The organism is Candidatus Poriferisocius sp. (assembly GCF_965208475.1).
GTDB lineage: Bacteria > Actinomycetota > Acidimicrobiia > Acidimicrobiales > Bin134 > Poriferisocius.
Window position 1 is genome coordinate 2137245 of sequence record NZ_OZ242338.1, and the last position, 21190, is coordinate 2158434.

Annotated in this window: 15 protein-coding genes and 2 pseudogenes; 12 read left to right on the top strand and 5 right to left on the bottom strand. The window is 63.4% G+C overall.

The genetic code is table 11. The features are described 5' to 3' along the window. Nucleotides 1-63: 63 nt before the first annotated feature. On the top strand, nt 64-915 hold the full coding sequence (locus ACOGXA_RS10060; RefSeq protein ID WP_419923746.1) for a hypothetical protein: 852 nt from the start codon (nt 64-66) through the stop codon (nt 913-915). Beyond that, nucleotides 912-1094 (top strand): nucleotidyl transferase AbiEii/AbiGii toxin family protein, encoded by a 183-nt coding sequence (locus ACOGXA_RS10065; RefSeq protein ID WP_419923747.1) that lies wholly within the window; start codon nt 912-914, stop codon nt 1092-1094. The genes ACOGXA_RS10060 and ACOGXA_RS10065 overlap by 4 nt, the downstream gene beginning before the upstream one ends. Before the next feature lie 112 nt (nt 1095-1206). On the opposite strand, the gene ACOGXA_RS10070 is transcribed toward ACOGXA_RS10065, so the two are convergent. After that, complete coding sequence (locus ACOGXA_RS10070; protein WP_419923748.1) at nt 1207-2301, bottom strand: hypothetical protein; 1095 nt, start codon at nt 2299-2301, stop codon at nt 1207-1209. A 1082-nt stretch (nt 2302-3383) separates the two neighbouring features. Here ACOGXA_RS10070 and ACOGXA_RS10075 point away from each other — a divergent pair. The 3 genes from ACOGXA_RS10075 (at nt 3384) to ACOGXA_RS10085 (ending at nt 4988) form a co-directional block, all read left to right on the top strand. Further along, a complete protein-coding gene (locus ACOGXA_RS10075) occupies nt 3384-3776 on the top strand; it encodes a hypothetical protein (protein ID WP_419923749.1) in 393 nt (130 codons plus the stop codon). Continuing rightward, entirely contained in the window at nt 3773-4384 is a 612-nt protein-coding gene (locus tag ACOGXA_RS10080) for a DUF6036 family nucleotidyltransferase (protein ID WP_419923750.1), read from the top strand. The genes ACOGXA_RS10075 and ACOGXA_RS10080 overlap by 4 nt, the downstream gene beginning before the upstream one ends. Nucleotides 4385-4682: 298 nt before the next feature. Beyond that, on the top strand, nt 4683-4988 hold the full coding sequence (locus ACOGXA_RS10085) for a hypothetical protein (RefSeq protein ID WP_419923751.1): 306 nt from the start codon (nt 4683-4685) through the stop codon (nt 4986-4988). Between the two features lie 160 nt (nt 4989-5148). Here ACOGXA_RS10085 and ACOGXA_RS10090 read toward each other — a convergent pair whose 3' ends face one another. Together ACOGXA_RS10090 and ACOGXA_RS10095 are read right to left on the bottom strand one after the other, a co-directional pair. Further along, nucleotides 5149-5388 carry a hypothetical protein gene (locus ACOGXA_RS10090; protein WP_419923752.1) on the bottom strand — a complete coding sequence of 80 codons (240 nt, stop codon included), beginning with the start codon at nt 5386-5388 and terminating at the stop codon, nt 5149-5151. Next, nucleotides 5385-5522: a hypothetical protein gene (locus tag ACOGXA_RS10095; RefSeq protein ID WP_419923753.1), complete on the bottom strand. Its 138-nt coding sequence runs from the start codon at nt 5520-5522 to the stop codon at nt 5385-5387. The genes ACOGXA_RS10090 and ACOGXA_RS10095 overlap by 4 nt, the downstream gene beginning before the upstream one ends. Before the next feature lie 1016 nt (nt 5523-6538). Between ACOGXA_RS10095 and ACOGXA_RS10100 the strand changes: the two genes are divergently transcribed. The 4 genes from ACOGXA_RS10100 to ACOGXA_RS10115 all read left to right on the top strand — a co-directional run bounded on the left by ACOGXA_RS10100 (nt 6539) and on the right by ACOGXA_RS10115 (nt 15223). After that, the gene (locus ACOGXA_RS10100) at nt 6539-7378 is read left to right on the top strand and encodes a hypothetical protein (protein ID WP_419923754.1); all 840 of its coding nucleotides are present in this window, start codon (nt 6539-6541) and stop codon (nt 7376-7378) included. Next, on the top strand, nt 7363-10857 hold the full coding sequence (locus ACOGXA_RS10105; protein WP_419923755.1) for a DEAD/DEAH box helicase: 3495 nt from the start codon (nt 7363-7365) through the stop codon (nt 10855-10857). The genes ACOGXA_RS10100 and ACOGXA_RS10105 overlap by 16 nt, the downstream gene beginning before the upstream one ends. 843 nt (nt 10858-11700) lie before the next feature. Continuing rightward, nucleotides 11701-14262 (top strand): HsdM family class I SAM-dependent methyltransferase, encoded by a 2562-nt coding sequence (locus ACOGXA_RS10110; RefSeq protein WP_419923756.1) that lies wholly within the window; start codon nt 11701-11703, stop codon nt 14260-14262. A gap of 19 nt (nt 14263-14281) precedes the next feature. Then, nucleotides 14282-15223 (top strand): ComEC/Rec2 family competence protein, encoded by a 942-nt coding sequence (locus ACOGXA_RS10115; RefSeq protein ID WP_419923757.1) that lies wholly within the window; start codon nt 14282-14284, stop codon nt 15221-15223. A gap of 192 nt (nt 15224-15415) precedes the next feature. On the opposite strand, the gene ACOGXA_RS10120 is transcribed toward ACOGXA_RS10115, so the two are convergent. Then, nucleotides 15416-17155 carry an ATP-dependent nuclease gene (locus ACOGXA_RS10120; RefSeq protein WP_419923758.1) on the bottom strand — a complete coding sequence of 580 codons (1740 nt, stop codon included), beginning with the start codon at nt 17153-17155 and terminating at the stop codon, nt 15416-15418. 685 nt (nt 17156-17840) lie between these two features. Here ACOGXA_RS10120 and ACOGXA_RS10125 point away from each other — a divergent pair. Both ACOGXA_RS10125 and ACOGXA_RS10130 read left to right on the top strand, forming a co-directional pair. Next, nucleotides 17841-18212, top strand: coding sequence for a hypothetical protein (locus ACOGXA_RS10125; protein ID WP_419923759.1), 372 nt, complete (start codon nt 17841-17843; stop codon nt 18210-18212). Nucleotides 18213-18638: 426 nt separating this feature from the next. Then, nucleotides 18639-19427, top strand: a pseudogene (locus ACOGXA_RS10130) (IS256 family transposase); the annotation flags it as partial. Here the strand turns inward: ACOGXA_RS10130 and ACOGXA_RS10135 are convergent. After that, entirely contained in the window at nt 19381-20574 is a 1194-nt protein-coding gene (locus ACOGXA_RS10135) for an IS110 family transposase (RefSeq protein ID WP_419926946.1), read from the bottom strand. The pseudogene ACOGXA_RS10130 and the gene ACOGXA_RS10135 overlap by 47 nt on opposite strands. A 254-nt stretch (nt 20575-20828) precedes the next feature. Here ACOGXA_RS10135 and ACOGXA_RS10140 point away from each other — a divergent pair. Beyond that, nucleotides 20829-21047 (top strand): annotated as a pseudogene (locus tag ACOGXA_RS10140) (transposase); the annotation flags it as partial. Between the last annotated feature and the right edge of the window lie 143 nt (nt 21048-21190).

The following is a 21190-nucleotide window of genomic DNA, read 5'->3' on the forward strand; positions in this document are numbered from 1 at the left end:
GAAGCCGGGATGCGGACCGCGTCAGCTGTATGTTTCTCTCATCGGCTCTGGTATATTTCTCACATGGGCTCTGTCGAGGTTCTGGGCGGTCTGGGACCGGTGTTCTCGACGCGGGAGTTCGTGCTGGCGGCTGGGGTGCGTCCGTCTTCGGCGTCGCGGGCTCTGGGGGAGTTGGCCGCGGCGGGCCGGGTGGAGAAGATCCGCCGGGGGACGTGGCGCAACTGGTGTGTGGCGTGGCCCTCGGCGTCGGATCTGCTGGTCGCAATTGGCCCTGTGTCGCACCATTGGACGCCGCAGTGGGAGGCGGAGCTGGAGGCGGCCTACGGCGGCGCGGTTCGCCGAATCTGCGGTCTGACCGCTTTGGGGATGGCGGGAGCGGCTTTGATCTGCCGGCCGGAGGTCAGCGTGGCTGGCGAGATCGCGTTCGACACCGGTGCGTTCGGGTTCGCGTCGTGGCGGGAGAGCCGGGAGTCGCTTTTGGTGGGCGCGGCGCAGTTGACGGAGCACACGTGGGTGTCGATGCCCGCTCGGGCGGTGTTGGAGTGCGCGCAGTGGCCGCATCGCTCGCACCGCTGGGAGGAGTATGTGGGCCGCATGCTGGCCTACCGCCTCGAGGTGTGCTCGCCCGATGAGGTCGCCGACGCGGCGGGCGCTTTGGGCTGGCGCGCCGGGCTGCGGCGGATCTCGTCTTTGGCGCAGGGCCTGGCCGAGTCCCCGGCGGGCCAAGCCTTAGGGTTCGACGTCGACTGGCAGTGGGCCGAGCTGGGCTCCGCCGCTGCTCGCGGGGACGACTGGATTCACCTCGCACCGCTGCGCCGCACCGGCGGCCCGACCCGTGTGGCCCACCAGGACACGGCCCGCATGGTCAACTGGGCGGCGGACCCCGGCGCCGTGGCCGCCGCGGTGTCGACATGAGACCCCCCACGGGCCGGCACAGCCGATGGAACCCGGCCGACCTGGTCCAGCACCAGATCGTCTCCGCAATCGCCGCCCGCCAACAAGGCGCCCCGCGGGTGGTGTTCAAGGGCGGCACCCTGCTTCGGATCTGCTACCGCCACGACTGGCGGTTCTCAGAGGACCTGGACTTCGACTAGATCCACACCGAACACAGCAAACAGGCCATACACGACTACTTCTACCCAGTCCTCAAACGAGCGTCGAGGGCCTATGGAACCGAGTCCGACACGAAATGGGGCGCCAACAAGCTCAACTGGTCTTTGACGCAGTTGTTGTCGGTTGAGACGACGCGGGTTTTGGCCATGACTGCGACCATCGGGCAACTCTCGGTCTCTGTTTTGGAGCCGCCGGGACTGGAAGGTTCTGGTGGCATTCGTGGACTGAGTTTGTGAATCGCAGGATTGTGAGGTTCCCGTCTTCAAAGGCGATTGCCCACACCTCTTCGAGACCGGGGAACGCTATGTCAGTGAAGTCGTGCTGGTGGTCGTCGAACTCGAACGCTCCCAGCAGGTCGTCTGCGGCTTTGCTGTCGTCCAACACGATTAGCAGCCACTTCCAGTCGGTGGTGTCGCCCCACTGGTTCCTATCTAGCTTGTTTGCGGTCTCCTGTTGGATTGCCGAGACCAGCCCCTTGGCATCGACCACTTGACTGAAGTTGAAGGCGACCAGAGCTGTCGACAAGACAACTCCTCCGTCCCCGTCCACCGGCTCTCGGTGGACGACAGTTACCGAAAGCGGCGGGTCAATTGATTGGTAGCTGCCTCTCTCCCATTGCCAGGCCCAGTTGATCTCGTCTTCGCACAGCTTTGCCACCTGCCGGTAGTCGTCAAGTTGCGACCCCTCAGCCTCGGTCCGGGCCAGTGCGGCGGCCAAGGTCTTCTGAACACTCCTGACCGAAAAGGCGTTGCCGTCGCGATAGTTCTCAACAAACCGATTGTCGACGAGGACGACGTGCCAGACATTCGCCAGCTTTGGACAAGGATGAAGCTCCGAACTCCTTACCAGCGCCCGCCTGTCCCCGTCGGTGTGCATCGTCACCTCAGCTAACGCCCGTTGCCCATCGGGCAGCGTCACCTCGAAGTCGGGATTGCCTTGTTCGGGCAGCTTCGCGATCTGCGCTTGGGGATGGAGCGCCAAAATCGAGAACGCCGCCAACTCCTCGTCGGACCTCAGTTGCCCGCGGGGCGTGACCTTGATGTTCTGCGATCCGCCCAAGCGCTTGTTGTGCCTCCATCGGCTCCAGGACTGAATGCCTCCATCATCTGGCTCGCCGCACTCCCAAGGGGGACAGACGGTTATCTGCCAGTTTGCTTCGCACCCGACAAGAGACCCGTCCTCAGCCAAGCGCATGGCCGTGTTGCGCCCGAGATGCAGGTGGTCCCAGTCAGGTCCGATCAAACCTTGGGTTTGAGCCTCATCGACAACAGCTCTCAACGCTTCACTGGCCGTTTCGTCCAACAGGCTGGGGAGATTCTCGGGCATCATCCCGGACCACGCTAACGGCTCGAAAAACAACTTCGCCTGGATTAGCCCCGAAGCGCCGCTTACCCGGTCCCCCATAGACGGCAAAAGAGTTGACTTCGGCTACAAACACTTCACCGCCCAACTTACTCTGCACGGCGAGCAATTCAGCAACGGCGTGTGGGCGGTCGGAAGAGCCGAATTCTGCTCCACGGCGTACATCGCTCGCTGACCGTCAATGCACTGTGGCCGCCAGGTGCGGGCCAGTGCCGTTTCTGATTGGTAGCCGTATGTGGCTCCCACTTGTTCCACTTTGACTGCGGCGGGACAAGGGGGATGTCGGCCACCGGCGTGCGAACCGCCCGTCGTTCTCTCCCCGGAGGGGATTCGACTGAATCGCCGGGGAGCATCGGATTCCGAGTTGCGGCATCCAATGCCTCTGACGCCATTCGGCGCTGATCTGGGGATTTGCCCTCAACCCGGCTCTTTGCCACTCCTGTGTTGATTTACTGCCAATTTGTCACCGAGGTCGAACAAAGCGAACATCTCGTCGCCGGAGACGGCTCAGTGCGATGAACGCATGAGCCCAACCACGAGATTCCTGACAGACCCACAGGTCGTCGCGGGGGCTTGTGGGCTGTGGTATGTAGGGACTTGGCTCTGAGGCGGTTTTGGCAGTTGCGATCGTTATGCGACCGTTTCCGGGTCGTTTCTGCTGGTCAATGCCGGGTTCTGCGAGTTGCGGCCGGTGTGGCAGGGGGGTTCGACCGGTCGCGACCGGTGTGGTCTGGCACGATAGCGGGCGTGATTGCAACTGTTGGAGCTTGGCGTGAGGGGCGGGTAGGTGGCCGGTGGGTGTCGAGCGGACGGTGGCCCGTGAGTGTCGAGCTGGTGTTGGCCGGCGAGGCGACCGAGCCGGCAACGGCCGTGTCGGCCGGCGGGCGGCCAGTTGTAGAATGGGGTGTATGAGGGCTGTGAGGGTCATCACTGTGTTGGAGCTTCCTAGGGAGATGAGCCATCCCAAGTGCCAGCCCGAGCGGTACCGCCCGGTCGTGCAGTTCATCAAGGACTGGAACGCGGCCCCGGCCCAGCGCCAGGAGATGCTCTGCGGCGGGCGTGCCCCGACCGGCGGGCGTGCCGCAGACTTGGCCCTTGTGGCAGCGGTTGTGCACGGACTGTGCGCCCGCGACGGCTTCGCTATCCCCGAGTGGGTGGCCTCTCATCGGCTGGCCGATCCAATCACAATGTCCGGGCGCCCTGTAGACAGCGCCTGGGGCCGTTGGGTGGCATCGCAGGCACCTGCGGTGTGCTCGCAGCACGGCGTGTACTACGAGGCCGACACCCTTGGGCTTCGATGAGCCGGCCAGGCGCCCCCCTGTTCGACTCGGCGGCGCTCAGGGCGTTATTGGGCGAGGTAGACCGCGAGCTGGACGACGGGGAGCCCATCAGGATCGTGGCGTGCGGCGGGGCGGTGATGCTATTGAAATACGACATCCGCCGAACCAACGACGTCGACGTCATATCCGAGCCGTTTCCCGGCGAGCTGAGGAGCGCCGCCCAAACGGTCGGCGAGCGCCACGGCCTGCGAGACGAGTGGATCAACGACGCGGCGAAGATATCCATACCCAGGCTCACCCCCAGGTTCGAGACCCTCTACAGCGGCCGCAGACTGAGCGTGCTGAGCCCCGGTCCCCACTTCATACTGGCTATGAAGCTCGCCGCCTGCCGAGATGTGGACTTCGACGACGCAGTTCGCCTCATACAAGAGATCGGCTACCGCGACGTGGACCAGGTGCTCGACCTCATAGACCAGGCATGGGGCCACACCAACATCTCCATGTCGGTGGAGTATTTCTCCAGAGGCGTGTTCGAAGAAGCGACAGGTGGCCTCCGCACGCCCACAGCCGAGCTCTCCGAACCTCCCCCAAGGACCGCTGGCCGACCTAGCCTGGACTTCTTCGACTGAACAGCGGTCGTGACCTCGCCCCGCAACACAGCCAAAACGATCTTCGCCTTGTCCTCCACAGACTTCGTGGGCTTACGGCCCATCAAGACCTCCTTCAAGTCAGCACCAAACCATGACCTGTCCCAAGAACCTTGACACGCGACAAAACAGCCAAAAGGCCGGTTTACGATTGGTTCGCGCGGATCAAGAGTGAATCGTAGGATCAACTCACTTGAGTCGAACGTGCTTCGGGACTGTCGGATTTCCTGTGGGCGGTTTCAATCTGTCGTTGCTTCGGCGGCTGGGAGGCTGTCGGAGTTTGAGCGGAGATTTCGTAGGCGAGAACAGGGTCGGCCTTCAAGCGGGCGTCGACGCCTCGTGGGGGCCAGCGTTGACTATCGGCCGGCTCCGGGCGATCTTGGATCAGTCCTTTAACGACATGCTCGTGGTCACAACCGGGCTCGACGGAGCCGGCTTCGCTCGCAACTGGCCGGGGAACTACAACTACATCAGAGTCGAACGGGCCGTGGCATTCGCTCCGACCGGGGTGTGCGACATGGGCCGGCCGCAAGCCTTAGGCATGGACCCCGCCGCCGGCGTCGACGTGCTCGCTATCGGCGACTGAGCACCGCCAACGGGGCTGCCGCCAGTCGACAGCCCCGAAACCCGCTCTGCGAAGGGCCTCCAACCGCTAGGCCCCCTGCTCGCAATTGCCCGAGTCCGGCCGCGTGGTTCCCAGGCGCCCCTCTTGCCGCTACTAGGGCGGCCAGCCTGTCGCCGCCTGTCTATGGCCGCTGCAGGTAGTCAGCCCACCGGTCCATGAGTTGGCGGCGCTTGGTGTAGGCGTCACCTCGGATGTAGGCCTGCTGGGTTGAGTCGCCGAGGCTGTGGGCGAGTGCTGCTTCTGCGACTGCCCAGGGGGTTTCAGTCTGCTCCAGCGCCCAGGTGCGGAAGCTGGCTCTGAATCCGTGGACGGTGACCCGCTCTGCCAGGCCGGCGTCGCGCAGGATTTTCGTGAGCGTCATGTCCGACAGGGGGCGGCCCGGCCTGAGGGGGAGGGGAACACCAGATCGGAGCCGTCGTGGTTGTCTTTGGCGCGGTCGAGCACTTCGAGGGCGGCGTCGCTGAGAGGCTCCCAGTGCTCGGTCGCGGCTTTCATCTTGTCGGCGGGGATGCGCCACTCGCGATCGTTGAACCGGAAGCGCCCACGGCAGGATTCGAAAATCTATTGAATTCCCTGGTAGATACGTTCTAGTTGCACGAGATTTGTTCGTATCCCCCAATTTATCCCCCTTCTGTGCCGCGGTGGTTGAGGAGGCGGGGGACTCTGGGCATAGGCGTGACGCGGCAACGGGCCGGCATTTGGGGCAAACGGGAATCGATCGGCACGTTCTAATCTCCAGCGGCCAGCGCCATAAGGGTTCCAACTCGATGGGTATGTGAGGCCTCCCATCGAGGCTCACACCGCAGGCCCCCCTTGTGGCGAACCCCCACGGCTACCCCAAACCCCACCATTTCGTGGGACCCCCCACGCGTTTTCTCGCAAACCCAACACCACAGTCGACGTAGGCCCGCAACCTGCTCATGCCTGCCCACCTGCTCAGACCATGCTGTCCTGGCGATGTCTCTGTGCCTGTTGAGAACCGCTCCAGGAGGTGCCGGGTTGGCCGATGCCGCTAGTTGGCCGTGAGTGAACCTCCCAAGTTCATGACAGCAGAATCCTACATCAGCCCTCCACCAAACCCATGGACCACCAGACCCTCCGGTCATACCAGGGCGGTTCAATTTACGTATTCCCTAGACCAGGCCTTACGCAATTTCGCGCACACGCCGTACTATCGCTGCGTTTTGGAATCCCTCATACCCGCGCTGACACCCACATCTCCCAAACCCCAAAACAGATCACGCAACATCGCTGAGATGGCCAACCACCCCTACCCTCCCACGAGCACCTCGTCGGCACTGCCCGTCAGCGTGCGACAGCGGACATGTCATATTGGAGCGACGTTGTAACGCTCTGCAAAGCCTTTTGGTGGAGAACACGCCTGGGCGTGACAGTTGCCCGCCACCTTGGGTAGCTTGGGGTACAGATCCCCCTTCGACCCTCCAGGATCGAATCCCATCGCCGGTGGACTGCAAGGAAGAAGCGAGTACCGTCGCGCAGCGATAACCCTAGTGAGCAACCTCTCCGACCTCCTTGACTTCGACCTCTCCGACACCGACGGCTTTCCACAGCTCCGATGTCGGCTCGATCCCGCCAATCTCGACGCAGCAGCGGGCGCCCTGGCCGATGCGATTGCTTACCAACGGATCGGCGTGAACCGGCGACGGCACCAACTTTGGCGATCCCGGCGACTCAACCCTAGTGAAACCCCTATAGAGGAGAGCGACCTGCAGATCCTCAAGGCTGGCCTCCTGCAGAATGTTGGAACTCCTGACCAGCCAGCTCAGGACAACCACCTCCATGGACTGGTGGCCGAAGCGATCTGGCACGAAGTCGTGTCAAACATCGATGCCGGCCTCGGCTACCCGTTACGAGTCGAAGGCCATGCCTGGTCAGTCACCGACCCCGGCGGCGACGGGCTGACAGTCTACGAAATCGCTGCTCGCGGCTACTGCTTCCGGCTGTGGGAATCAAAACACCACGGCACCGGCAACCCGGTAAGAGAAACGGTCAACCGGGCCTGCCAACAGGTGAAGTCGCAATCGTTGAGCTATCTGGCCCGCTTTTCGCTCGTTGCCCAGCGGAGAGACGACGACAAAGCCCTTGCCCGTTTCTACGGCTCTCTGGCCGATCTCTGGGTGGACCGGGATCCCGCCGCTGGTGTTGGAATCAGCGTCGGCACAGGCAGTGACGTTGATGCCGATGACTGCTTTGACAGAGTCACCGACTACTTCGACTTCGATCCCAGCCAGCATCAAGCCCAGTTACATCTGATGGGCGAATTCGGCGAGTTGGCCCGCCGCGTCAGAGTCCAGCTTTGGAAAGGGTGTGGTCTATGGACCGAGCCCTAGACCTCGAGACCCTCACCGCCGCGGTCGGCACTCACGTCCGCCTCCCCGAGCCGGCCGAACTGCGCCAGCTCTTGGCCGAAACCGAGATCAGGCTGTTCACCCAGCAGGCCGACATCGACGAGCGCGTCCTTGATACCGGCTGGTACCTCCAAGCGGTGGCCACGGCGCGAGCTGACTTCGGCCTCTACGACCTCCCCCGCCAGCGACTGGCCCACCAGGTGTCCGGCCACATCTTCGATCTGGCCCTACAATCTGCTGGCACCGATCTGACCCCGACCGAGCATCTCCGTCTCACTCTGGCAGCCCAAGTCGGCTACCTCGGTGGCGAGCTCACCCCGAACGCCGCCGCGTTGGCTCGGCAAGCCCAACTCCCCTCAGACCCCTACGAGTGGAGCGAGCCCGGCCGCATGTCGCTCGAGGCCGGAGTCCTCGTCCTCGCCCTTGACCGACCAGCCCTGTACCCCTTGCTCGAAGCTCGCCGAGGCCAGCTCAACCAACGCCGAAATGACCTCGGCGACCTCTCGACCACACCCTATGGGGCAGTCGATGGCGTGATCCGCGGCGCCCTGGCCCTCATCAACTACCTGACCAATGGCCGCTCGCATCACCTCGACCAAGCCGTACAGTTCTTTGATGCTGCGCTAACCGCCGAAAGCGCGGAGTCCGACATCGACTCCCGCTGGGTTGCCGCCCACCTGCTCCGCATAAGCGGCGACCTGGCCTCGACGTCGGTTTGGGCTGTCCTCCCGCCTGATCTCCCGAGTGCGGCCCGAGCCATGACGCTGGGCGACCCGCCAGTCTTGAGCTTGTGGCCACCGCAGCTCTCCTTTCTCGCCGGCACCCAGGAAGGACCATCGCCGCTCGATCCCGAAACCCGCCGCCTCGTGCTGTCGTTCCCGACCAGCGCCGGCAAAACCCTGCTCGCGCAGATCCTCATCGCAGCACACGTCGCGGGATCGACTGCCGGCGACGTGTGCGTGGTCGCTCCCACACACAGCCTCTGTCGAGAACTCGGTAAGAGCCTCGATCGGCGCCTACGAATCCTCGGCCGCGAGCTCCACGTAGAAGGGCCGCTGGGACTAAACCGCATGAAACCGGCAGCCGCTCGGGTCACCGTCATGACGCCCGAAAAGCTGGCCGCCCTGCTCCGATCAGACCCGGCCGAACTTCTAGCCCAGTACGCCATGTTCGTGATCGACGAAGCCCACTTGGTGGCCGATCCGGGCCGAGGATGGCGGCTTGAGGAAACACTGTCGTTCCTTCACTACCTCACCCTCGACTCGAACCACCGCATTCTCGTCCTGTCGGCAGCCCTTGGCAGCCAAAGCCACTTCATCCAGTGGATGACGGCTGCCGGCGCAGAGACCGTCCAATGCCATACTGATTGGCGAGGACCTCGCCGCCTCCACGCTATCTACAGCAACGAGGCCGACCGGGCCGAAGAAGAACTCATCCCAGCCAAGGGCAGAAGGCTGGCCCGACGACAGGCGCCGCTCAACGGCGTGATCCGCCTCCGCACCGGTGCCAGCACGGTGGGACGCCGGTTCACCGAGCCCGTGGGCACCCTGGTTCTACGCAAGAAGAGAGACGGAAATTGGGCCAAAGACAGCGCAACAACGACACAACGAAAGTGTCTCGTGCCGCTCATATTGCACGTGGCGGCATCAGGACCAGTACTGGTCGTCCAACCAACAAGGCGCGATGCGCAGAAATTGGCCCAAGAAGTCGCGGAGACAATCAATGACGAAAGCGCCAAACCCACCGCGCTCGTTGATCTCGCCCGAACCCGGCTAGCCGATGCCCATCCATTGACCACGATGGTTGGCAAGGGGGTGGCCTTCCACCATGCCGCACTCCCGGTCGACATCCAGGCCGAGATCGAGGACGCTGTCCGGGCGGGCCAGATCCCAATCCTCATCGCCACTTCAACCCTAATCGAGGGCGTCAACCTGCCGTTCAAGACGGTGATCGTCGGCCGCCGGGGTTACACGAACCAGGACGGAGAGATGGTCGAATTGATCGGCGCACCAGGGCTGCTGAACGCTGTCGGGCGGGCCGGACGGGCCGGCCGCGAGACCGAAGGATGGATGATCTTGGCCGAGCAATCGGCCAAGTACTCCGAAGATATGTTTGAACCGCTTCAGCGAACCGGCGACGACCTTGAGATTCGCTCGGCCCTCACCACCGAAGAAGCTCTAGCCGGGCTCGCCACCTTCGAAGAGGTTGCTAGCGCAGCCCAAGACGCAATCTTCCAGCACTACTCACCTACCGCCGACGGCTTCCTCAGCTTCATCTGGTTTGTCGCCCAGGCGCTGGAAGACCTGAACCAGGCTCCAGCGCTGCTCGCCCAAGTTCTCTCAGTGGTCGAGAACACCTTGGCCTGGCAGCAGATAGATCCTGAACAGCAAGAGAGCCTCATCCGATCGATTCAAGCCGCCGTTTCTGCCTTCGAGATACAGCCAGCCGAGCAGCGAGCCCGTTGGGCTCGGTCGGGGACATCCCTGCCAACCGCTCAAGCCCTCGACAATTTGGCGCAGCAAGTCCTGGCCCGGTTTGAGACCGACCACGAACTGGATCTTGGCGACCTCGTTGCTGTCCTGGCGTTCATTCTCGACGCTGAGACCCTCGATACGCTCCTCGCTCTCGGAGAGAACAACCGCCGCGGGTTCAAGGCCTTCCGATCAGCACCTAGCGACAAATTCATCCCAGTCGACATCCGAGCACTGGTGCTGGACTGGGTCAGCGGCGTGGAGATCCAAGAACTCGCTGATCGCCACTTGGACCAGATCGACGACGAGGGCTACCGATCCGAAGCGCTGGCTGATTTCACCGCCAGTGTGTTCGAGCATCACCTCCCATGGACCCTCGGCATCATCATCCAGTGGGTCAACGCCCGATTGGAGACGAGCGGGAGTGACCGTCGCGTACCTGACATGCTCCCCGTCGCTGTCCACTACGGAGTCAGCACCAAGACGGCCCTAGACCTCATGACCGGCAGGGTCCGATCCCGTCGCCTCGCCAACACCGTCGCAGAACACGCCGGTGGACGCACCAACGAGGCCGATGAAGGCTCAACGCTTCGCGATTGGCTCGGCGACCAGACGATTGCCGAGTGGCGGCAACTCTTCGAGGCGTCCCCCACCGAAGTCGCAGACCTCTTGTCTTTTGCCCGAGCACCTGGGGCGCAAGTCGTGGGCCCAATACTTGAAGGCTCGATCCGCGAGCTCAGAATCAACCCCTCGGAGGGTCCCGTGACAACGTCCCTACCGGCGAGATTGGAACCACAACACGACGCCCCCGACCCAGCCCCAATCCAAGTTGTAACCTCAGACGGCGTGGCAGGTACCGTCCGGCTCGCAGACCACGACGAGGTGTCGTTACTTATGGGCATGGGAATCCCCCTCAAAGTCGAGGTCGAAGCCAGCGTCAACGGCCCTGTCGTTTCGGTCTCGCTCGCCCCGGAGCCTGACAGCCAATAGCGCTTCTGACCAGCCCCACCAGTAAGCCTCTAACCTGGGGGAATCCCCGCATACACCCGAACGAGGCAAAGCTACACTGCCCTACGAATGTGGAACGCCCACGCTTTTTCTGTGGAACGCCTCTGCGCCCTGAGAAGAAGTCCGGCAAAAGCCCTGGTCACAAGCCTAAAATGCAACTGGCGAACACCCCCCCTTGCCGACAAAGGGCCTCCCAGCACCGCTGGAACCTCTGCACCGTGTCCCTGAAACTTCTACACCGAAGAACCGCTCTACAAGCAAAGGTGACGGCGCTTGGTCTTCACCCCACAGGGGGGGCCAGCAGCGAGAAACCAAATGGCCAACGGCATGCCAGGAACATCGCTACAGCAGCGGCACAATGAGTGAAGATGGCCTCCCTGCAGCAGCGGCACCGGATTTCCACCGAGGCAATCCAACCGTGCTTCCCAACAATTCCAAAGCCTCCTGACCTGGGGAAAGCCCGAGCACACCCCAAGATCGCAACGAAACCGTCATAATCATTTCCGAATCTGGGTCAAACGCTTCTTGACGCCTCTCTTCCGCCTATCGAAATGCCCAGGTCAGATGACGTGAACACCCAATTCGCGCCAGCCCCCCTGGGAGCAGACCCGTTGACTAGGCGCAAAAGCCAGAATCCATGCTTGTATTGGAGCGATACTGTCTTATCGTTCCTTGTCTGCTTGAGATGGCTCCCCCCGGCACCGCCGAATACACACCTAACGAACCAGAGCCGAGCGTCGACCACTCTCGGAGTCGCCGCCTGCCAGCCGGAGCGATTCCGTCGCTCCGTTCTTCATTCCTTCTGATGTCTGGGACTGGCTAGAGATGGGCGGAGATGCGACCCTGGCCGACGCCGAACAGCTTCTAGGCAAGGCTGGCTACGACAACAACCTGTTCTTGAGGGAGTTTCCCGTATGGGTGTCAGACCCCTCGGAGGTTGTGTCGGCCAACTTAGTGGCGTTCGAGCGGCCGGTTCCGATGGACATGTCCACGGCGCTGGTCGTGGTCCAACTCTCCGGGACAGACCATGCCCATCGGATCGCCTGCACACTTGGAGTGCCCTACGTCTTCACCCCGAACAGCAGCGGCTTCTACTTGTCGATAGCGGATTCAGACCGGCTTCGGTTTTGGGAAGAAGTCGACTCAGAGTCGTTCCACCGAGTCGAGCGATGGCTGCGACCGGAGGTGGCGACGCAGGTGAAGGCCGGCTTGCGGCAGCTCCCCCTGTTTGACGTTCCGGTCGACTTTCTCGCGAACGCGAAGGCTAAAGGCTCGGAACGGCTCGGTCCCATTGTGGGCGAAGCGCTCCGCTCTGCGTCTGAAGCGTTGACGGACGCGGACCTGAGGACCCAGGCAACGCCGACAAGAGCCCACTACGGGGCTGCTCGCCTCGTCATCGGCGCATTGACCGCCCTGGTCATTCGTGACACGGAGTCGCCTAGCGGTGGCACAACGGCGAGGTTGCTACCATCAGCAAGCGAAGTCGTCGCGAGAGCGGTCCAAAGGCACCCCGAGACGTTCGACTGGTTCCGTACTTCGACCGCCACAGAAAAACAGGTTCTAATTCGTCTTGTCGACCAACTCGGGCGGGGCATCGACTATCGCAGCATGGACCCGGCGATTCTCAGCCTGGTCTACGAACAGGCCCTGGTCGCCGAAGATGACCGGCGCAGACTCGGAATCCACTACACGCCACCCGAGCTCGCGGCACGTCTGCTGGACAGCCTGCCCGTCGAGACCATCGACCCCAAGGACCGATTCGTGTTCGACCCTGCCTGCGGGTCCGGCTCCCTCCTTGTCGCTGCCCACGATCGCCTGCACAAGCTGCAACCCCCTAACTGGTCGCTCGACGAACAGCACCGAGATCTGAGAGTCCACCTACGTGGGCAGGACATAGACCATTTCGCAGCCGGGATCGCCCGGCTTGCGCTGCTGCTCAAAGCCCAGCCGGCAGGCAACGGGTGGTCGATAGACGCGGGCAACACCCTCGACTCCGACAACCTGCCGGTCACCCCTCGGATCATCGTGATGAACCCGCCCTGGAAGCTCACCACAGAGGAACACAAGAGGCAACAGAAGGCCGACGACTTCATGCGATGGGCCGCAGACGAACTGGCCCCGGGCGGGCTTCTGGGGGCGATCGTCCCCACTTCTTGGCTTTCGGCAGGCAACAGCAAAGCCACTCGCGAGCGGATCTGCAGCGAGTTCGAGGTCTTCGAGGTCTGGCGGCTTCCCGGCGGCACTTTCTCCACGTCCAGCCAACCCTCGTCCGTGCTACTCGCGCGCAAGAAAGAGGCGGCCGACGCGGCCGGAAAGCGAATAGTGAGACAGGTCTGGAAACCCGAGCTCAAGCCTTTCTTCGCCGGGCAGCCGCCCCTCGCCAGCTTTGTGGTCGGCAATTCGACGGCCGCACTGTCTCGGACTCTGCCCCAGCTCGAACCGGGAAACAGCGTGTGCCGACTCCAAGATGTAGCGATAGTGCTCAGCGGCCAGCAGCGGCTCCCCAACATCAGCGACCGGGGTGAAGGAGACCTCTACCTAGCCGAGTTCTCCAGGGTTGCTCCCTACGGGGCGGTGGAGGAAGCCGCCCTTTGGCGCCTTCGCTTCCCTGAAGACTTCCAGTCGGCCAGGGGAGCCAGCGTCAAGGACAAACAAAAGGTTCTCGTGTCAGCCGCGCGAAACGCCAACAACCCCTGGCGCTTTCGGGTGGCGCTCGACCGTCACGGCGTAGCCTGCACCAACGGCATCCGCTGTGTAGCCCCCATCGACCAGCAAGACACTGTTCTGCTGTATGCCCTTCTCGCCATTTTGGGCTCCGGCTTCGCAAGCGCATACGCGGCATGCGCGGGAATCGACCGGAACATCCCGGCTGGCCTGATGAGGGACCTCCCCGTGCCAATGTCCAGACGCTCGATCCGTGTCCTGGGCGAGCTGGGCCGACAGGCATCCAACCTCGCAGGGGACGTGTCCTCGCTGAACGCCGTCCTAAGCAAAATCGAAAGGGCGGTTTGGGAGGCCTACGCCGTCAGCGGGGATTTCCGGGACAAGGCGGCCCGACTGTTGTCGGGACACCCCGCGCCCGACGGGTCTGTCCGATACCGAGTGGGCGCCCACCCGGCGGTGCCGGACAAGGCGGCAATGCGCCGGGTCGGGGCCGTGCTCGACGTCGAAGGCGAACTCGTGCGCATCTGGATCAACGGGGTCACACCAGACGACGGAGTCCTCCTGGAAGTGCCGCCGCGCATGCCCGGATGGCTCTTGCGGCCAGGAGCGACATTCGAGGCCAGAGGAATTGAAGCTCAAGACGACATCGGCAACGCGATATTCGAGTTCCAGCCGATGGCTTGGCGGACTTTCGACCTTGACGGCCCCGCCGGCGACCGGTAGGCAGGCCTGAAGCCCATCCATGCCCGGGACTGTCGTTATCGTCGATGTCGGCCAAGGCGACTGCACAATCGCAGTAGACGGCCAGACCAAGCAGGCTCTCCTGATCGACTGCAACATGGACTGCCAAGATATCGCCGTCGCCGAGCTCGAGGAGTTGGGCTATTCAGAGCTCAGCGCCGCAGTGATCACCCACTCCCACCTTGACCACTTCGGCGGCCTGCTCAACGCAATCGACCAACTAGGCCCACGCTTCAAAGGCAGGCTGTACTACAACCACGATGCCCTCATCGCCGAGCATCGACGCCAAGGCGGCACAAAGGACAGCGAATCCCGCATCTCCGGTCTATTGCGACGCGCCACCCAGCTCGACGAAGAAGGAAGCAGGGCCCAGCCGGACATCGGGCCTCAATCGCTCGGGTCCATGACGTGGTCAGTGCTCGCCCCCTCGCACAACCAGCTGTCAAAGGCGATCGTCGCCCGCAATCCCAACCTGGCCAGCGTCATCGTGCTGATCGAGTCGGAAGACCGTAGCGTGATCATCGGCAGCGACGCGCAGCTCGAAGCTTGGGAATCGCTGTACGAGAACCTGCCGGATAAGCCGATCGTGCGATGGCCCCACCACGGTGGGAGCATCGCCGGCAGTCACGAGACGTTGTTCCGCCTCCTGGACCCGTCGGCGGTCCTTGTGAGCGTCGGCGCGAACAACAGCTACAACCATCCCAGCGAAGATTTCTTCGCATCAGCGGCACAACACGACAGCCCACTCATCTGCACCCAGGCAACCAGGAAATGCGATCCCGACAACGGTGGCCAAAACTGCGCCGGTACCATCCGCATTCGCCTCGAATCAGAGGGCGAGCCCCTGATTGAACCGGGACGAGGAGACCATGCAGAATTCATCCAGCAGCTGGGATCCGCCCGCTGCCTCGACCGTGGCCAAGCCAGCCCAAACGGAGGCTGAAACCACATTCGGCATAGCGCCCGTTTCAGCCAACTCGAGTTCAAACGTCGCAACAGCAAGGCCGCAGCTGCTTGGCGCCCAGCACCCCCATTGGGGAGTCGAATCCGATCCTGCCGCTGCTCGCCGGGCCAGATTGCGGTGACCGGCCATAGTGGTTGCGCCCCATTGCGCCCCGGTCCTAGACAAACAGCGCTACGGCCCTTCGCCGGTCGTAGGCGGCAGATTCGTCTCGGAGCGGAGATGCTCCAACAGGTCAATCCAGCGCCCGCAATGGGCCGGTTTGGCCTGTTCGTCCACGTACCGGGCCAGCTCGCCCTTGAATTCGAACCGGATGTCGTAGTGGGCCTGACCGTCAGGCCGAACTGTCGAATCTTTCAGCACCTGTTCGCCTCTGCCGCTTACAAAGCCTCCTATCAGCTGGTCCGGCCATAAGTCCTCGGCCTCGTACGCAAAGTCCTCGTGCTCGAAGAATTGGTTGTAGCGGACTACCTCCAGCCTGTTCTTGAAATTGAAGTTCTTGGTCAGTTTCTTTTTCGCTTCTTTGCCGTGTACATCGTTGTCGAGCAGTACTACCACTGGCACCCCTGAGGTCTCCCGCAAGATGATTGCTCGCAACACTGCGTCGTTGGCGCCCTCGGCGGCGACCACGTGGATGCCGACCAGCAGATCCTCTCTATCGGCGACTCGAACCGCGGTGTTGAAATAGCTGGCATCAGTCCCCCCTTCGACAATGACGACTCCGGCCGTTTTCTCAGGGAATGCGGCAGCCTGTTCAAGTAGGTGGGCATAGATGCGGTCCCGGAACAGGCCTCCTAGGAGCGTTGCTTGGGGCTCTGATCCCTGTGCTGTGGATTCCACTGAGGTTCGTCCTTCTCCGTCTTTGGCCAAGGCGTAGATGCGGGCCTCCTGGTGGCGGGACACAAGGAACGGAGAGTGGGTGGTGACTAGAAGAGAAACGTCGTTGCGCTCGGCAAGAGCTTCGAGGTCTTCCCTCTGGCACTCTTGGGCGGACGGGTGGAGAAAGGCCTCGGGTTCCTCGACGGCGAAGATCATTGATTGCTTCCCGTTGTCGGCCAAATAGCTGAGCATGGCCGTGAGCACGCCGCCCCTCATACCGGTGCCCTTGTCAGCCAGCTCGGTGAGGGCCGCATCTTCCAGGAGCAACCGCATGCCCGCGATGGTTTCGTCCAGGGGCCGCACCGCCGGGTCTAGTACCACACCGGAGATCTCCGGGAATATCTGGGATGACATGTCGGCGATGCGCTGAGTCAGAGGAGCGAGCAGTTCGCTCTGCAAGTCGTTGATGTATGTCGAGCGGAGTCCTTCGGCTGCTGCGACTTGGCCCTTGAGATGGTCGGCGACCACGGTGCGGAGGATCTCGCGGAACCTCCCTTCCAACACGCTCTCCAGACTCTGGCCGCTCTCGATCATCACGAAGCGCACACACTTGCGGAACTGGTCATAGGCCCGGCACGCGGTCTTATCGTCGGAGGCCAGCGATCGGGCGCCGACGCCGCGGGCGCCGAACACCGACCGCCGTATGCCTTTGGAGCTCTCACCGCCCTCGATGGACACCCGCAGCTTGATGATCCCATCGTCGGCATAGATGGGCCGGCCGTCTTGTTTGACCTTCCGCTCATAATCAGCGAGGCGACGCAGCAGCGTGTCCTCCCGGCCCTGGCCTTCGCTGTGGAAGGTGAGTGTGATGACCGGCATCGACACCGATTGCACTGCGGGCCTGTCATGGGCCCGGTTGTAGGGAAAGTCGGGATCGAGAGCCAGCGACAACGCTCTCAGCACGTTGGACTTGCCGCAGTTGTTGGGCCCGACCAGGACGTTCATGCCGTCGCCCAATTCCAGATCGAAGTCGCCGCTGCCCTCCCCAGCGAAGATCGACCGGTAGTTCTTGATCTGAATTCGGGTCAGTTTCATGCGCCCCCAATCCTCGCGGCCAAGCCGAGATAGAACCTCCCTGAGCCATGGGCCTTCCCCCCCAACAGGCCATGTGCTTCAACAGGCAACTGCGGCCAGTGCCCAGTATCAACAGCGAGGCACCGGTATTTGGCAGTGTGGCATCCGACGAACCAGTGGAGCTAGCCAGGAGGAAACGGAGGCTGCCCGGCCCGCTCTCAATACACAAATCGACTTCGCAGGCTCCCTGCTGCCCCTCCCAGCCGTGAAGTGGCCCGTCCACGCGTATCCCACTAGCGACTTAAGAGCCAACTGTTCAACGCACTTCGGCCGCGGCGATCGAGAGCAGTCTCCAGTTCAGGCTGAGTACGCAGTTATAACGCGCCGCTGCCCAGCTTGCATATGGCGGCCTAAAGAGACGGAACGGCAGTTTTCGCCTCCCGCGGGCGGCTCCACCGAGCAGCGAAGACTGGTTTCGATACCTCCACGCACCTGGTAGTGGAAGTTAAGCTTGAAGCGGGACGGGCCGACAAAAGGAACAGCCCTGACCTGGGAATTCGCAGAGAAAGTCATATGCCGACACCCCCGCCATATGGAGGTGCAATTCCGGGGATATGGAGGTTGCGAAGGCCCCCCACAAATCCCCAGTTCAAGTCCCCTAAGATAAATTGGCTAACACCCCGCACTCGAGCTGCTAGCCCAAGACGTGGGCCTGAGCGGCATCGTCGCCGCCAACCTGTCCATCCCCGAGGGCGTCCGGTTCGAGGTCTGGCTGCAAAGCGACACGGCCGGGCTCGCCGCCCACTACGGCTACCTCACCGACACGGCCATGGCCCGGATCGCAGAGACGGTACTCTCAGGCCGCTGGCAACAGGCGCTGGTCGCCATGGTGGCCTTCCACCCCGAAACTCCGGCCGAGGTGCTCGAGGAGTTGGCCGCCTCGCCGAGCGAGGTCATCCGGGCGACCGTAGCGTCGTCGCCGACGGTCCCGGACAGTGTGCTCGACGCCTTGGCCCGCGACAGCCAACCGGACGTCCGCCGAGCAGCCGCAGCCGAACTGGCCCGCCGAAGCAGCTGACCTCGGCGCAGGGTTCTTATCGGCTGCTGAGATGCCCGGTTCCCCGCCGGAAAACCCCGTGGGCGCCCACGAGCGCTCGTGAGAGACTGTAGGGCCCTACCTCAGCCCGCTTCGGGGCTGTCCGACCAGCGAGGAGGCCCCCCTGCTGTGAGAGTCTCAGAGCTCGTCGATCATCTCTTATCTCTTGACCAGGACCTGCCGGTGTTCATGAACGGGTACGAGGGCGGCTACCACGACCTCGAAGAGGGCTTGTGCGGGTCGCCTGGACCTTCCCGAACCGGTTTCTCGAGGACTACGAGCGGTACTACGGGCCCCACTGGGAGTCGCAGGCCGGAGCCGAGGGGGCGGCCGAGGGCGTGGTCATCGTCCGGCCCGAATGGTCGCGGTGGCTGTACTCGCCCACCGAGACTTCTCCCCGCTGGGACGGTGCCCAAGCACAAGCGCCGCTTGGACGGCCTGTCGGGCAACGTGATCAGCCTCTACGCGAAGGGGCTCACCACCGGCGAGATCCAGGCGCACCTCGAAGAGATCTACGACACGTCGGTGAGCCGGGAGACGATCTCCAAGATCACCGACGAGATCGTCTCCGACATGGCCGTTTGGCAGAACCGGCCCCTCGACGCGGTGTACCCGGTTCTGCTGATCGACGCGATAGTGGTCAAGGTCCGCGACTCGCAGGTCGCGAACCGGCCCGTCTATGTCGCCATCGGCGTGGATCTGGGCGGCGAGCGAGACGTTTTGGGCCTGTGGCTGGGCCCATCGGGAGGCGAGGGCGCCAAACAGTGGGCGGCGATGCTGGGCGAGCTCCGCAACCGGGGCCTGGCCGACGCGTTGATCGTGTGCTGCGACGGGCTGAGGGGCCTGCCGGAGTCGATCCGCATGACCTGGCCCGAGGCGACGGTGCAGACCTGCGTGGTGCACATGGTGCGCAACAGCCTCAGATACGCCTCCAAGAAGCACTGGGGCCAGAGAACCAAGTCCATGCGCGAGATCTACACCGCTCCCACCGTCGGGGTCGCCGAGGCCCGCTTCGGGGCGTTCGCCGAAGACTGGGAAGGCACCTACCCGGCCATGATCCGAGCCTGGCGCAACAGCTGGGACGAGTTCACACCGTTCCTGGAGTTCCCCGCCGAGCTGCGCCGGGTGGTCTACACCACGGATGCAATTGTCAAGCAGGGGGTGCGGGTTTTTGGGGCTGCCAGTGGGAGACGAGGACCTCGTAGGCCCGCTCTTGTTGCTCGACGAGGGCTTTCTCGGCGTCTCGCAGCTCTTTGATGTGGTAGTCCCGCGACGGCCCGGCGGTCGGCCCGCGGCGGGATTCGGATCCGGCGGCGAGCTCGAGGCCGCGGCGCTTGTGCGCGACCAGGCTGGGGCGGGCGAACGCGTAGTCCTCGCCTTTGGTGACCAGGTGCCAGCACAGCACCGCCATTTTTCGGGCGGTGGCGACGGTGGCGATTTGGAAGCCGCGGCGCTGATGGATGCGCCGGTGGAACGCCCGCAGCGGCCCGGGGGCTCGCGCCGCGGAGAACGCTGCCTCGACCAGCATGCCTCGGGCCTGGCCGCGTCCGGCTTTGGTGATCCGCCCGTGGGCGGCCGGGCTGTTTCCCGACTGGGACACCCTCGGGTTCAACCCGAGGTAGGACACCAGGCGGTCCGGCGACTCGAACCGTGAGAAGTCGCCGACCGCGGCAACAATCGACATCGCCGCGGTCACGTTGATCCCCGGCACCGTCATCAGCCGGGCGATCACCGGATCATCCAGGGCGTCGGCGGCGATGTCCTGCTCAACCTCGGTGAGCTCTGCGCCATGGAAGTCGATCTGGCGCAAGAGCGCCTCGACGCTGCGCCGCTCGTCGCCCGGCAGGTCCTGGCCGGCGAGCCAGCGGCGGCCGGCGCTTCCGAACAGATCAGAGTGCGGGCACGTCGCCACCAGGTTCCGCGACAGGATCGCATGCACCCTGTTCTTCAGCCTGGTCCGCTGCTTCACCAGATTTGTCCGCTGGGCGACCAGACGCCGGCGGCGGCGGGTCCGGTCGTCGGCCACCCACGTCTCCGGCAAGAAATCCGCCGCCAACAGCTGCGCAAGGATGCGGGCATCCACCTTGTCGGTCTTGACTTTCGCCTCCGCTATCGCCCGAGTCTTGCGCGGGTTCGACACCACCACCCGGGCCACGACCCCGCGCAGCATCACCGCGATCGCGTCCGAGTTCGTCGTCGCCTCCAAAGCCACCTCGTCGCCAGGCTCCAAGAACTCCTCCGCCCAAGCCCGCAGGTCCTCCGGACGCACACCGATCCTCCCCTCGTCGCGGCACACCCCCGCTTCGACGACGGCGATCTGCGCAAACGAACGATGCACGTCCATCCCAATCCACCGCATATGACAGCTCCTCTCAGACATCAATGAGGAACCGCCGGGCGGACACGACAAAAACGGATTCGCGCTCACAGCGCAGCCGGGCCAGTCGCAGGGGCGGCCAAGTACTAACACGAGCTCGCAGCTCACTGTGTAAGGACGGCCTGCCCTAGCTGTTCCTCCTCAGCACCCCGAACCCGGCAACCCAGACCCTACCGGCCAAAGCAGCAAGCGCCCGAGACGCCGCAGATTTCATACCCGATACCAACGCCGTAGAGAGCCTCAACGCCAGGTTCCGACGAGCGGTACGCCACCGAGGGCACTTCCCCAACGAGCAGGCCGCCATGAAAATCCTCTACCTTGTCGCCACCACCAAACGAAAGAACCGCAGCAACCTCACCGGCAAGACCAACGGCTGGAAAGCCATACTGAACACACTGACCATCCACTACGGCGACCGGATCGCCGACCACATCAAATGAAAACCATCACGACCTGTTACACAAAAAAACTGACAGACCGCTGCCGGGGCCCTCAGCCGGGGGGTTACGGTCCGGTCCTGCGCTCGGCGTTGACTCCACAGAATGTTGGCCTTGTGCCTGTTGTCAGACGTGTCGCGTCGAGT

Excerpts from the sequence above, each read along its gene's own strand:
- ACOGXA_RS10060 (WP_419923746.1), top strand. The coding sequence starts at position 64 with ATGGGCTCTGTCGAGGTTCTGGGCGGTCTGGGACCGGTGTTCTCGACG.
- ACOGXA_RS10065 (WP_419923747.1), top strand. The coding sequence starts at position 912 with ATGAGACCCCCCACGGGCCGGCACAGCCGATGGAACCCGGCCGACCTG.
- ACOGXA_RS10075 (WP_419923749.1), top strand. The coding sequence starts at position 3,384 with ATGAGGGCTGTGAGGGTCATCACTGTGTTGGAGCTTCCTAGGGAGATG.
- ACOGXA_RS10080 (WP_419923750.1), top strand. The coding sequence starts at position 3,773 with ATGAGCCGGCCAGGCGCCCCCCTGTTCGACTCGGCGGCGCTCAGGGCG.
- ACOGXA_RS10090 (WP_419923752.1), bottom strand. The coding sequence starts at position 5,388 with ATGACGCTCACGAAAATCCTGCGCGACGCCGGCCTGGCAGAGCGGGTC.
- ACOGXA_RS10095 (WP_419923753.1), bottom strand. The coding sequence starts at position 5,522 with ATGAAAGCCGCGACCGAGCACTGGGAGCCTCTCAGCGACGCCGCCCTC.
- ACOGXA_RS10105 (WP_419923755.1), top strand. The coding sequence starts at position 7,363 with ATGGACCGAGCCCTAGACCTCGAGACCCTCACCGCCGCGGTCGGCACT.
- ACOGXA_RS10110 (WP_419923756.1), top strand. The coding sequence starts at position 11,701 with ATGGGCGGAGATGCGACCCTGGCCGACGCCGAACAGCTTCTAGGCAAG.
- ACOGXA_RS10115 (WP_419923757.1), top strand. The coding sequence starts at position 14,282 with ATGCCCGGGACTGTCGTTATCGTCGATGTCGGCCAAGGCGACTGCACA.
- ACOGXA_RS10120 (WP_419923758.1), bottom strand. The coding sequence starts at position 17,155 with ATGAAACTGACCCGAATTCAGATCAAGAACTACCGGTCGATCTTCGCT.
- ACOGXA_RS10135 (WP_419926946.1), bottom strand. The coding sequence starts at position 20,574 with ATGGACGTGCATCGTTCGTTTGCGCAGATCGCCGTCGTCGAAGCGGGG.